The 11469-nt window shown below is 61.1% G+C and carries 14 protein-coding genes; all 14 read right to left on the minus strand.

Annotation, left to right across the window (positions count from 1 at the left end):
• Positions 1-81: 81 nt before the first annotated feature.
• Positions 82-312, minus strand: coding sequence for a hypothetical protein (locus THS5294_RS07435; protein ID WP_058123250.1), 231 nt, complete (start codon positions 310-312; stop codon positions 82-84).
• A complete protein-coding gene (locus THS5294_RS07440; protein ID WP_058123251.1) occupies positions 312-2906 on the minus strand; it encodes a phage tail protein in 2595 nt (864 codons plus the stop codon). The genes THS5294_RS07435 and THS5294_RS07440 overlap by 1 nt, the downstream gene beginning before the upstream one ends.
• A gap of 3 nt (positions 2907-2909) precedes the next feature.
• Positions 2910-3317, minus strand: a complete 408-nt coding sequence (locus THS5294_RS07445) for a DUF6950 family protein (protein WP_058123252.1) — start codon at positions 3315-3317, stop codon at positions 2910-2912.
• The gene (locus tag THS5294_RS07450) at positions 3314-3874 is read right to left on the minus strand and encodes a hypothetical protein (RefSeq protein WP_058123253.1); all 561 of its coding nucleotides are present in this window, start codon (positions 3872-3874) and stop codon (positions 3314-3316) included. The genes THS5294_RS07445 and THS5294_RS07450 overlap by 4 nt, the downstream gene beginning before the upstream one ends.
• The gene (locus tag THS5294_RS07455; RefSeq protein ID WP_233486435.1) at positions 3871-4464 is read right to left on the minus strand and encodes a hypothetical protein; all 594 of its coding nucleotides are present in this window, start codon (positions 4462-4464) and stop codon (positions 3871-3873) included. Before THS5294_RS07455 ends, THS5294_RS07450 begins: the two co-directional genes overlap by 4 nt.
• Complete coding sequence (locus tag THS5294_RS07460; protein ID WP_058123254.1) at positions 4461-6878, minus strand: phage tail tape measure C-terminal domain-containing protein; 2418 nt, start codon at positions 6876-6878, stop codon at positions 4461-4463. Before THS5294_RS07460 ends, THS5294_RS07455 begins: the two co-directional genes overlap by 4 nt.
• Positions 6871-7113: a DUF7697 family protein gene (locus tag THS5294_RS07465; RefSeq protein WP_233486436.1), complete on the minus strand. Its 243-nt coding sequence runs from the start codon at positions 7111-7113 to the stop codon at positions 6871-6873. Before THS5294_RS07465 ends, THS5294_RS07460 begins: the two co-directional genes overlap by 8 nt.
• 83 nt (positions 7114-7196) lie before the next feature.
• Positions 7197-7556: a phage-derived protein YdaY family protein gene (locus THS5294_RS07470; RefSeq protein ID WP_058123255.1), complete on the minus strand. Its 360-nt coding sequence runs from the start codon at positions 7554-7556 to the stop codon at positions 7197-7199.
• Positions 7556-8497 carry a phage tail tube protein gene (locus THS5294_RS07475; RefSeq protein WP_058123256.1) on the minus strand — a complete coding sequence of 314 codons (942 nt, stop codon included), beginning with the start codon at positions 8495-8497 and terminating at the stop codon, positions 7556-7558. Before THS5294_RS07475 ends, THS5294_RS07470 begins: the two co-directional genes overlap by 1 nt.
• A gap of 24 nt (positions 8498-8521) precedes the next feature.
• Positions 8522-8944: a hypothetical protein gene (locus tag THS5294_RS07480; RefSeq protein ID WP_058123257.1), complete on the minus strand. Its 423-nt coding sequence runs from the start codon at positions 8942-8944 to the stop codon at positions 8522-8524.
• Positions 8917-9576, minus strand: a complete 660-nt coding sequence (locus THS5294_RS07485) for a DUF6441 family protein (protein WP_058123258.1) — start codon at positions 9574-9576, stop codon at positions 8917-8919. The genes THS5294_RS07480 and THS5294_RS07485 overlap by 28 nt, the downstream gene beginning before the upstream one ends.
• 23 nt (positions 9577-9599) lie before the next feature.
• Positions 9600-9998, minus strand: a complete 399-nt coding sequence (locus tag THS5294_RS07490; RefSeq protein ID WP_058123259.1) for a hypothetical protein — start codon at positions 9996-9998, stop codon at positions 9600-9602.
• A gap of 34 nt (positions 9999-10032) precedes the next feature.
• Positions 10033-11067 carry a major capsid protein gene (locus THS5294_RS07495; protein WP_058123260.1) on the minus strand — a complete coding sequence of 345 codons (1035 nt, stop codon included), beginning with the start codon at positions 11065-11067 and terminating at the stop codon, positions 10033-10035.
• 28 nt (positions 11068-11095) lie between these two features.
• Positions 11096-11467 (minus strand): head decoration protein, encoded by a 372-nt coding sequence (locus tag THS5294_RS07500; RefSeq protein WP_058123261.1) that lies wholly within the window; start codon positions 11465-11467, stop codon positions 11096-11098.
• Positions 11468-11469 lie beyond the last annotated feature (2 nt).

Consider the following 11469-nt stretch of genomic DNA (forward strand, 5'->3'; position numbering starts at 1 on the left):
GGCCGGTCGAGCTGCGCCGGGCCCTCAATCGCCTGCCGCTAAAGGGCAAAGCATCCTTTTGGTGAGTGAAGGGCGGAAGCTTTAATAGCCGCCGCCATCCATTAGCGCTTCAAAGGTACTGTCCGAGCTGTCCCGGTAACGCAGCGTTGGCGGGCTTGTGCTTGTATCAAGCCAAAGCATGCCTGGGGCCGTGTCTGCGGGTTCCTGCGCGCCCGAGCTTAGGGTCTGTAGGGCCGCGATGACTTGATTGAGCTGAGCCCGGACTGCGGCACCGCTGTCGTTGACGATAATAAAGCTGGGCACTTGGGCCATTACGCCACCTCATCCGCTATGAGCCGCAATTCTGAAACGATTGGCGTAAACGCCGGGTCGTTCGTTGAAAGCCGGGCCCGGGCTTCAACCGCCCACGCCTCGATCTCGCTGTTGTCGATGCGCCCCCAAGGCCCCCATGTGGGGTTTGGTTGGCTTGGATTGTCGTCGGTCTCTCTGACTTCAAGAACCACGTCGATTTCAGCGCCGGCGGACCCGTCAAAATCGGCCCATGTGTCGATGTAGGCTGCCCGATCATCGATGAAGTCCGATAGTGCTGCCGCTCCGACCAGAATATCTGACCGCAAACGGATGCGCTTGAGCGCGCCAAAATCAAGGCGGCCTGAGAAGTTGTAGAGCCCCTCTGTCGCTTGAACAATGGGCGAGCCAGTGCCGTCCACGCCTGTTGCCAGCCGCAGCGTATTGGCCGCATCAACAACCCCAACTTTGGCCCCAGCAAAGACCGGGTCCGCCGCGAGAGTGTTGAGCTGGGAAAAGCGCAGGATCTGCACACCCTTGGTCGAGACCGAAGTCATCGGCCCTGCGCGCCCTTCACTATCGACCGCGCGCAGCAGATAGCTGCCCGGCTTGAGGGGCACGACCGCAATCGCCTCGCCCCCTGAAACTTGATCCATCAGCGTTGAATTGGCCCAAGAGGAGCCGACTTCTTTGCTGTGGCGGATGAGCACGTTTCCGCCGACGCGAACGTCAACATCCACAGACCTTTGCCACTTGAGAATGGCAAGTCCGCCCGCGCTTTGAATGGTCAGGCCCTGCAACATCGCTGGTGGCGCGGTTAAACCGACCACCTCGCGCGTGCCCTCTCTCCAGATCGAGGAAACACCAACCACCGAAATTGCTTTAACCCGGAATTCCCATTGGCCGGGGGCAATGTCGCGCAACTCCATTAAAGTGCCTGTTGTTCGCCCGTAGTCTTGCCACGCGCCGCCATTACGCCGCGCTTCAAACTGGTACGTGTCGACAAAGCCGCTCTGCGCCTCTTCCCAAGTTACGCGAAGCAAGACCTTAACGGCCGAGCCGTCTCGCGTGACGTAGAGCTCCTCGGCGCCCGAGGGCCGGCCGGGAGGTGGCACATCGAAAGCCGAGGGCAGGTTTGTGCGCGGCGCGGCCGCATAGATTTGCTCTTCAGAAGCCGACCAATCGTAGACCAGCGGAGAGGTTTCGCGCAGGATCAACTCCGGTGCGATCCGTGCGCCATTGCCGATCTGGGTCAGATCTAGCCGCACAGATTGAACCTCAAAAGGCTTGCCGGCCTGCGTGTGATCACCGGTAAAGCCCCAACGCTTGTATTTAAAAAACGCGGTTTCTCCGGCCGACACCCGCCAAGCTTTCAATTTGCCGCTGATCTTGACCATCTGCTGGCGGCGATTGGTTTCCAGCTCGATCTTTGCGAGCCGTTGTGCGGCCGAAGCCGAGATCGTGAATGGCAGGGAAATGTCTCGCCAAACCTGCTCGCCCTCGTCTTCCTCACGGTAGAAGTCTGAGGCGTAAGCCGGAAAGTCGTCTGGCTGCCAGTTATTCTCCGGGCTCACAAATTGGCCCCGCACCGCGTTGAAGTTGGAGGTGCGGCTTTGCCGTGTGGTTAAGGCAACCCCGCCTTCGCGCACGTCGTCGCTTGTGAGGACTTCTGTGGGGATGCGGTATGCGCCCGCGCGCAGGCGCCACTGCCCGGACTGCCAGACCGTGCGGCCCGCCATAGCGGTCAACATGGCCTCAATAATGGTCTTGGGAGGCTCAGAAAGAGACACTACCCCGTTGCATGTGTAGCGGCGCTCCGTGGAGCCGTCCGATAGGGGGACGGTTTCGTCACAGATGTTGGCTGCTTCCACTAGGCTGTCGGCCTCGATGCCGTCATCCGCGCCAATTCCAGCGCCAATGCCGAATTTCGGGTGCGCCATGTAATCTGCCACGCACAGCGCCGCGTTGCTGGTATAGCTCCGGGTGTTTGTGCGCGGGTCCAGAACGTCGCTTTTGCCCTCCATATCGACCGTGATGTTTGGAATGCCCCCGGGGAAGGCGTCCTGATCGTAGGTCAGGCGCAGATAGATGGCGGCGCACCCGGCGATCCGGTGCTGCTCTGTCCAAAGATCAGGCGCGGCCTCAATAAGACCAGCAAAGGCCTCTTGGTCCAAATCGCCTAAGCGCTTTTCGACAGTGACCTTGTCCTCCCAGCGGCCTTGCGCGGCCCCTTCGGCGTCAACGGCCTCCTCGCCCTCAAAGTAGATCGATCCGATGGATTTTACTTTGTGGCCGGCAAGCACGATCACCAGATGCAGGTATTTGTCTTTCTCCCCTGTCGAATGGAGAAACGTGATCACCCCACCTTTGCGCGCGCGGCCATAAACCAGCTCTCGTGGCATGGCCGGCTGGCGGACGGTGACCGTGCGCGCCTGCATCTCGATCTGGCCCATTGAGGGCTTTGGCATCATCGATGCTGCGGCGGCTGATAACAGCATTGAAGCGCCGAAGTTGGCCGCGAAGGCGATGAGACCGCCAGCCGCGAATGCCGCAGCTACACCACCCGCCGCAATTGCAGCGCCCCCAAGGGCTACAGCTCCAACGACAACAGGGGGCACGTGCTAAGTCCTCCACGCCAAACGGCACTTTGAAAGGGGTAAAAAACTCAGGCCATCAGGCCCGACAAAAGCGACGCCCGCCCCAAGGCAGACGCCGAAAGCCTCAGGATCGCTCCCGAGCACCAGATCCCCACGTTGTGCCAGCAGCACGAACCTGAGGGGGTCTCCGAGTAAATTCCGCCCGCCGGTCTCGAGGTCTGACCACCCAAGCTTGCGCAGGACACGCTGTGCGCCCAAAGGCGTTGTGTATCGGCCGCGCCAAAGGGCGGCATCGTCTGGGCCGCCGGTCAGCTCGCGACGGACGTCAAACGCCCAAGTTGCGCAATCGTGGTTGCCCCATTCAAAGGGCTGAGTGCGCGCGTGCGCCACAGCGGCCGCGAGGCGTTGCTCCCAGTCAGAAAGTCGGCTCATCCTCGGCCCCACGTGATCTCTTTGTCTTGGATTGAAGTGACGTGCTCAAACCCCCGGTCGCCCGGGTGCAGCACCTGCTGGCTTTCATGCGTGTACCGCCAGCTCCGTGCGGTCCCCAAATCGATCAACCGGCTCTCATAGGAGATCGTGATCGTACAAGATGCCCCATCTTCGCTGATCTCCGGCACGTCGAGGCGGCCTGAGAAAGCCTGCACCGGGTTTGCGATAACCTCTCGGTCGGGCGTCAGCATGGCCAGCCAAATGCGGCCGGGCTTGCCTTGACGCGCTTCCTCAATCGCAAGGCCGATCAGGTTCATCGGGACGCCTGATAGCGAAACCGTCGTGCCAGAGGCGACAACCTCAGAGGTCTCCTCTAACGCACCAAGCCCGATCAGCGCCCCGGCGCCGGTCCAAATGTGATCATTCCACTCAATGTCGTGGGGGCCGGTCCACAGTCGCACCCAGCCCGAGGCAAACTCACCCTCAAAGAAGATCGCAGGTAAAAGGTCCCCACTTTCGATTGCCGCGAGATAGCCTTGGGTCGCTTCACGGGTCATAGGGCTTCTCTTGCACTAAAGGTGATTTGATACTTTCCAGCCCGGCCCACCTGCGCGGACACCGGCTCGTTCAAACGGAGCACCGCCTTTGGTCGCCCGACGTTCAACTCAGCGCCCGCCGGTGGAGAGGACCGCAATCTCGGCACAAAGCGCAGCGTGGCTTCGCCGGTGGCGTCTGAGGACACATCCTCGGTCACTTGATAGAGCCGCGTTGCCGCGTCTTGGCCCAGAGAAAAGAAATCGCCCGCCTTCAGCAAAGGCCGCTCCGAAAGCCAGCCCATAGTGAGCAAGGCGTTGCCGGTTTGATTGTTGGCTGCGACCACGCCCTCACCGGTTTGGCCCGGCGGCTCGATGCTTGGGTCATGGAACAAGAACCGGCCACGAGACCCGCCGAGGGCAGCAAAGAAGGCCGACAATCGCCGCCCATCTGCTGGCTTCATAAGGGCCAAAGTGACCTGATATTCCCACCATTCGCCGCCCCAATCTTGCACCTCTTGCGTGCCGGTGAATGGGGAGGTTGTCGCTGTCACGGCAGTGGCCAGCCGGCGGTCAAGCCGGCTGACGAGGTTTAAGGGGAGCTCCGGGATCATACCGCGTATCCTCGCCGACGATTGTCTGCGACATTTTGGGTCGCGATGCGTGCAATCTCGGGCACGGCGGCCCGAAGTTTCAGTTCGATTTGCTCGGCGACGCCCATCTGCGCGCCCCGGGCATCGATGCTGATGCTCATGCCGCCCGCAGACCCAGCGCTGCCATACCCAGCCGCCTCACGGCGATTGAGCACGCGCTCGCCCCTTTGGAGGATCGTAGGAACCTCGTCGGGACGCAGGCCCGCCCAGCCTCCGCTGTGCATCTTAGGAGCCCCGGCAAAGACTGGAGCCGGCACCGAGCGCGTGTGGCCCGAGACCCCGACCATGCCGCCGCTGTGCGAGACCGCAGCCGTGACGTTCGCCCCGCCGCCAAAGACACCGCCCAGAGCGTTAGCAAGAGGTCCCAAGACAGCGTTGCGAAACGCGAGGACCGCGAGGTCCGCAAGAATGGCGCTTACGAAGCTCTTAAAGTTGATCTTGCCGGTTTCGACAAAGCTGCGAAACGCGCTCTCCGCACCGGAAAACGCCTTCGTTAAAACGTCACCGAGGCCCTTGCCCCAATTCATCGCATCGGCGGCATATTGGTGAAGCCTTTGGTTGACCGCATCAAAGCCGGTCAGCTCGGTTTTTGTCTCGTTCGCCTTTTTTCCCGCATTTGCCACAGACGTGCCAAGCCGGTCAGCCGCTGCAGTCGCTTTATCAAGCGCCTCTGCACCTTCCTCGCCACTGCCGGCCACAGCCTCGCGCAATGCCGCCCAGGAGGTCAAAGGCAGCATCGAGCCGGTCGCGAGATCGCTGGCCGCCGTACGATAGGTATTGGCCGTGGCCAAGGCGTCGGATGCGATCACATCCAGCCCCAAATCGGGGCCCGTCAGTGGGTTGTCCTCAAAGGCGCGCTTGAAGGCTTCCGCTGCCGCGGTGCCGGCGTCGCTGGTCGCGCCTGCAAACGGGTTTTCAATATCGCCAAGGCTGATATCGTCGATTTCACCAAAGGTCGTCTCGATCCCGACCGCAGCCAGCGCGTCACGGATTTTGCCAGTGAAGGCATCGATCCGAGAGATTGCGCCATTTAGCATGGCCTCAACGCCGTCGAGCATTCGATTGGCCGCGTTGAATACCAAATCCCCGATGACCGTTGGGAGCCGAGACCAGATTTCCTTGATCGCGTTTAAGGCGCCTTGAAACGTGTTGGCCGTCGCGTTGCCAAATTCCACGATGCGCTCGATGGCAGCGCCCATTCCGGTAGCGGCATCAGATTGCAGATCGTAGAACATGGCCGTGGCCGCAGCTCCTGCGGCAGCGGCACCCATCTTGATCCGGCCCCAGACTTCGGCAGCGACGTCTTTCAAAAGAGCCAGAGCGGCCCCAAAACTACCGGCCCCCGAGACGAGCAAACTGAATTTGTAGACCAGTTCGCCGGCCCCCACGATTAGGGCGCCGATCCCGGTGCGGATGAGCGCACCGCGCAGGACCAAAAGCGTTGTCGCCAGCCCGCGTACAGAAAGCGCTGCTGCGGCAAAGCCCGCGACCCAGCGCCCGGATAGAAAGGCTACAAATGTGCCCGCGATGCTCGCGATGCGGCCGAGGTTGCCAAACAGGCCTTGGATCGCCTGACCCAAAGGACCGGTTGTGCGCGAGATCGCGGCAAAAGCCTCCGCCAATCTTTCCAAAGCAGGCGCCGCAGCGACAGCGAGTTGGTTCGCCAGCCCGCGAAAGATCAGCCCAAGGCGCGAGATCGCATCGTTTGTGCGCTCGATCTGGGCCGCGTCTTGATCAGAAACCACAACGCCGAAATCCTCGACATCTTTGGTCGCTTGGCGAAGCGTCGCGCTGTCCACGCGCGTAAACACAAGACCAGCCCGGTCGCCGAACAATTGCGAGGCAACGGCGGCCCGCTCGGCCTCTGGCACGAATTCACCGAGGGCGTTTTGAATGGCCGCGATCCGCTCGTCGAGCGGCATGGCTTGTAAATCGGAAGCCGAAAGCTGCAAGCGGTCGAGCGCCTTTGCGGCGGGGCCGGCGCCTGCGGCAGCTTGCGACAGACGGCGTGTTAGCTGCAGCGTCGCTTGCTCGATTTCGCCCATGGAAACCCCGGCCAGATCGCCTGCGCGCTCGAGAACCTGAATGCTGGCCACTGTTGTGCCAAGCGAGGCCGCCAGCTTTGCTTGCGCATCGACTGTTTGCAGGCCGGATCGCATCAACGCGACACCTGCCGCCACGCTGGCCGCAGCAGCGGCCGCAGAAGCGACGGCCGCGCGCCGTGCAAAGGCGGCCAGCCGGCGGTTTGCGATCTCCATCTCGGCGCTAAGCCGACCGAAGCCGCGCTTGCCAGCGCCACCGACACCTTCGAGCTCGTTGCGAACCTGACGGCCTCCGGTAGCGGCAAGGCGAACACTGACACGTTTTTCAGCCATCTGCTTCTTCTCCTTGCGCGCTCATTTTACGGACCATCGCCGCCTCTATCGGCGGCAAAAGCTCTCCGATCACGCGCGCCCTAATGCCAAGCGCGGCGCCCAGTTGAAGCGCCGCGCCAATATCCCAGCCGATAACGGCCCCGCCGCCTGCGCCCGAAACGACCCGGAGTTGACCACCAAGCCGCTGGACAAGGTCCCAGACCTGCCAGCCTTCAATCGATTGTGGGAGGTTCACTCTGCCCGGGCACTCGTCGCAGACCCCCGGGCACGATGCGCAATACTCTCCGCCCCCGCCAAATTCCCATTCAGCAAGAGCGGTCAGTCGTTTTTTTCCGCATCTACCATCATTGCGCCGGCTACGACCTCTACTTGGAAGGCTTCGAACATCGGCCAAATGTCGAACAAGGCGTCGACCCATTCCTGCGAAACATCGACAGGGTTGCCGTCCGCATCGCCGACGCCTTCCCATTCCTCAATCAACATCCCGCCGATGATCTTGGCCACCTCAAGCGCCAAGTCCTGATCCGGCTCAGGCGTGTCAACGTCGCCCAAGGCGACAACCCGTGGGTTACTTCTTGCGGCCAGCATCATAGCCGACGAGAGCGGATTGACCTTGATCCTGACGCCGCCCGCAAGGTCGACCCAGCGCGCGTCATCAGAGAGATTTAGCTTGAGCATCAGTAGGTCTCCACGGCGTTTTCCAGAGTGACAGTGACCATCGGTGAGCCGTCCGATTGTTGCGCGGCTTGCCAATCGAAGGTGACCTGAACGCCTTGCGGCCCGGAGATTTCGCGGCGCGGACGAGGCAAAAAGACCCGAGGCACAGAGACCGTCAAAGTCTCCCCTGTGGGGAGCTCATATCCGAAGGTCAAAGCGCAAGAATTGCCCCCGATTGCCTGATTGAGCAAAGTCGTGTCAGCGAAGCGCACGCCGATGCTGCCTGTCATGGCCGCAATGGACGCGTCGGCGCCCTCGATCTTGCCATCTGCCCGAATGGTCTCCACTCGGTCGAGGTTGTTTTGGTAGTTTAATTCGGCGCTGATGATGTTGCCGATATCCACCCCGTCGCGCTTCACAGAGCCGTTGAAATGGCCGAAGCGCTTGAGTGCGAGCGTAGACGGCGTGCCTGCTTGGCTCGATGTGGCCAAGTCTTCGCCCTGCGCAACGATCTCGACCGTTGAGGTCAAAAGACCGGAGCGGGCCATCGACCAGCTAAAGCTGTCGACCATGCAGCCCGAGTACATTGCGAAGCTGGGCACCTCAGGCATCCCCACTTCCACAGAAAAGCTTGGCAGGTTCCAGCTTCCGCTTGTGAAGACGTGCTCAAAGTCGCCGGTACCTTCGGTGGTGGTGGGCGCGCCAAAGGCTCCTTTGAGCCAATACCCGTAAGCCTCCGCATCCAAGGGGACCACGACATTGCCATCGGCCGTTAGAGCGTCCTTGATCGGCTCAACCGGATCTCGGCCGTATCCCAAAAGCTCCGAGGCCAACAATGGCTGCTCGGCGCCCAGCGACGCTGTAGCGAACGGCATCTTGACGTAGCCGCTGGCCGGCGCGGTGCCGTAGGTGGTTTCAAACGCAAGCGCCAACTGCGCCCGTGCACCTTGTGCTCGTGCCATATCAGGTCTCCAATCTTTATAGGTTCAGGCGAGCGGGTCGGCGCTCGTGTAGTGCAAAACAACGGTGATCGACGCGGCCTTGAAGGCCGAAGCCCCCTCAACCGGTAGATCGACTTCCTGAGGCGCCTCGGCCTCAACCCAATCACACAGCCCACCAAGCGTGCGGTCTGCGTGCAGCGCGACGCCAAGCGCCGCGATCATATCGTCAAAGGCCGCGTCCCGATGATCAGCGCCGTGGCGCATGGCCTCGATCTCGGCTTTGTGCTCGTAGTGGTAGGCGAGCGGCGAGAGCGTCACCTCCGGGTCTCCCGGCTCGCCGTCGCGCAGGATGAATAGGCCCGCGCCCGGTAGCCTTTCTGGCAGCGCACCGCCTCGCATCGTGACTTGCGGCAGGGTTTCCATTTTCTGATGCAGCGCCCTTAGGACCTGCTCACGTTTGGTGGCCATTTTGTGCGGTCCTCCACCCATTGTGCGACAATTGCGCTTGGGACCGAGTTAAGAGCGCGGTCAGCGTCACGCTCCAAATCCAGCCGTTTGCGAAGACGAACCTGCGGCACCAAGATAAAAATCGGAGCCGTAACTTGGTTGCGCCCGGTTTTTGACTTCGAAAGGACCGCGAGGCCCTTTTTGTTCATTCGAGCCTTGTCTGCGACCAGAAGGCTTGGCGCACCGCGCCGGTAAACAAAGCGCAACCGGATGCCCCGGCGGCGCTCCCATTCCCCGGGCGACATGCGGCGGCCACCAGCGGCGCGGCCGGCAGCCTCGGTTGGGATCGCAAGGTAGAAGCCGTTTTTGGAGCGGATGGTCGTGCCTTGATCGTGCGCGGAGACGATCTTTGGCGCCTTCGACCAAACAAGAGCGGCAGCCCGCAGACTTTCGCCTGACTTTGGGTAGGTCGCGCTGCGCACGGAGTTTGCGAGCCGTGTGCCAAGGCCAGCGCCGTTAATCTGACGCCGCCAAGCAAGCTTAAGATCGGTCCCGACGTTTGCCATGGCCCGGGTCGTCGCCTTTTCCCCGGCAAGGACCTCTCGGCGCATGGCCTCGGCGATGTCGGGGGAGGTTTTGATCGACAAACGCATCGTGAACCTCTGATTTGGGTGGCTTAGTCTTCGCCGTGTTCCACAAGGATCAAAAGCAGCTCGCCTTGGCTGGTGCGATGGAGCCCTGAAATCATGAAGGCTGGCTGACCCGGCCGCGAGACCATCGAGATTTGGTCGCCTTTCTCAGGCTCAAACGGCAACTGCGCAACATCGCGCGCCGCAATCCAAAAGTCGGCGATCATATCTTGGACAAGCGGAGCGGAGAAATATTGGCCGCCAGAAGCCTTCGCCTCCGGGCCATCCGAAAACACCCCGCGAAAAGAAAACGAGGCGCGATCGACATCAACAGATCGCGCCTCGTAGGATCGTGTTGCCCGCGGAAGGAGAACCGCGACCTCGGCCATAACTTCGCCAATGGCCTCTGAAAGAGACGCATCCAGTTCGTCAAAGATTGAGGCCACGGTTGGTCTCCTTCCGCAAGTTTTAGCGTGCCAATTAGGTGCGCTTGCCGGGGATGAGCACGCGAGGACGGGTACAATATTGCAGGGCATTCATCTGGAATTCCAGATTGACGCCTTTCCCGTTTTGCATCTCGTATTGCTTGGCGTAGAGGCGCTGACCCAGCGTGTTGACCGTCTCGATATAGTCGGCCGGCGCATAGGCGGTGCGGAACAGGCCCGGCACACCCAGAGGGAAGATGTGACACTTGTTGGTGTCGACGCCGATGGAACCGCCACCGCGATAGTTCTCAAAGGTGATCCCGCCGAACTCAAAAGTGCTAAAGCTTGATTGTTGGCCGTTTGCGCCAGCGTATGCGGAGCGCAGGGCAGAGGCTTCTGCATGACCCTTGTAGGTCTCGCGCACCTCGGGGTGGGCGATCAGGTCATCAAAGAAAGCATCGCCGCAGAAAGCGTGGATGCCAGAGTAGGGAAGACCATCCAAAATTGCGGCAACCCGGCGAATCACTTCCGCGCACTTTTTGCGCAGCGCGCCCTCGGTTGGCGTCGCCTTATCCAGATCAAAGTCGACTTCGGCCGGCGCGGATTCATCAAACTCGCGGAAATAGTCGAACATCACACCACCATCTTTGTCGAGGAGCTTGCCGCTCTTGATGATGTTGAGGCGGTGATATTCCTCGGTCAGGGCAAAGCCTTGGCTCACCTCTGCAGCGCGATCAGCAATCTTTTGCTGCAACCGTTCAACGGAGGTCTCCGAGGCGAACGCGCGCACCTGTTGCACTTCATCGGCCATCATCGCATCGTCGACTTGGAAGTGTGGGACCCGAAGCGTGCGCACGGTCCGCTTGTTCTTCCCAAAGGTGTCGCCGACACCACCGCGCGGCGAAGCGCCGACGATGATCTGGTTCTGCTCACGGTCGGTTTCAATCGCAATGTCGAGCGTGTCGATACTGGTCGTCTGGAAGAGGCCCAGCTGACCAATGCGCGACGGCGCGTACTTGATCTCACGCAGGGCATCGGTGAGGCGCAGAACGCTGAATGCGTCCTGCTTGAATACGTTTAATAGAGACATTTAGGTGTCCTTTCTCGATGAGCCGCGCTTAGCGGACAATGATGCCGGCGGCTTCAAGCTGGGTGTTTGCGGCGGTCTTCTCAGAGACCTCGTTTCGGTCGGCGTGATAGGTCAGCACGCTGCCGTTGATTTCAGCGTCGCGGACGATCGCTGCAATGTCTGCAGTCGCGGCGGTCGCGTCGCAGCCATACAAGGCCACGGCGACAGCAGCTTCGGAGCCGTCTTCAGCGGTATTGGAGGAAGCGAGGTACTCGCCGCTGGCTGTGACTTTGCCTAAGACGGTGCCTGGCACGATTACGCCGGCGCCGCTTGCGACGGTGATGTTGCCCCGCGAGCGCTGGCCTTGGGCTTCGCTCATCAGGAATTCGCCGGGGTGCCGGCCTTCGTTCAAAACGGTCATAT

Source organism: Thalassobacter stenotrophicus, assembly GCF_001458315.1.
GTDB lineage: Bacteria > Pseudomonadota > Alphaproteobacteria > Rhodobacterales > Rhodobacteraceae > Thalassobacter > Thalassobacter stenotrophicus.

Coding starts and splice junctions, on each gene's coding strand:
- THS5294_RS07460 (WP_058123254.1), bottom strand. CDS start 6,878: ATGGCTGAAAAACGTGTCAGTGTTCGCCTTGCCGCTACCGGAGGCCGT.
- THS5294_RS07450 (WP_058123253.1), bottom strand. CDS start 3,874: ATGACCCGTGAAGCGACCCAAGGCTATCTCGCGGCAATCGAAAGTGGG.
- THS5294_RS07495 (WP_058123260.1), bottom strand. CDS start 11,067: ATGTCTCTATTAAACGTATTCAAGCAGGACGCATTCAGCGTTCTGCGC.
- THS5294_RS07470 (WP_058123255.1), bottom strand. CDS start 7,556: ATGCTCAAGCTAAATCTCTCTGATGACGCGCGCTGGGTCGACCTTGCG.
- THS5294_RS07445 (WP_058123252.1), bottom strand. CDS start 3,317: ATGAGCCGACTTTCTGACTGGGAGCAACGCCTCGCGGCCGCTGTGGCG.
- THS5294_RS07435 (WP_058123250.1), bottom strand. CDS start 312: ATGGCCCAAGTGCCCAGCTTTATTATCGTCAACGACAGCGGTGCCGCA.
- THS5294_RS07455 (WP_233486435.1), bottom strand. CDS start 4,464: ATGATCCCGGAGCTCCCCTTAAACCTCGTCAGCCGGCTTGACCGCCGG.
- THS5294_RS07475 (WP_058123256.1), bottom strand. CDS start 8,497: ATGGCACGAGCACAAGGTGCACGGGCGCAGTTGGCGCTTGCGTTTGAA.
- THS5294_RS07485 (WP_058123258.1), bottom strand. CDS start 9,576: ATGCGTTTGTCGATCAAAACCTCCCCCGACATCGCCGAGGCCATGCGC.
- THS5294_RS07480 (WP_058123257.1), bottom strand. CDS start 8,944: ATGGCCACCAAACGTGAGCAGGTCCTAAGGGCGCTGCATCAGAAAATG.
- THS5294_RS07500 (WP_058123261.1), bottom strand. CDS start 11,467: ATGACCGTTTTGAACGAAGGCCGGCACCCCGGCGAATTCCTGATGAGC.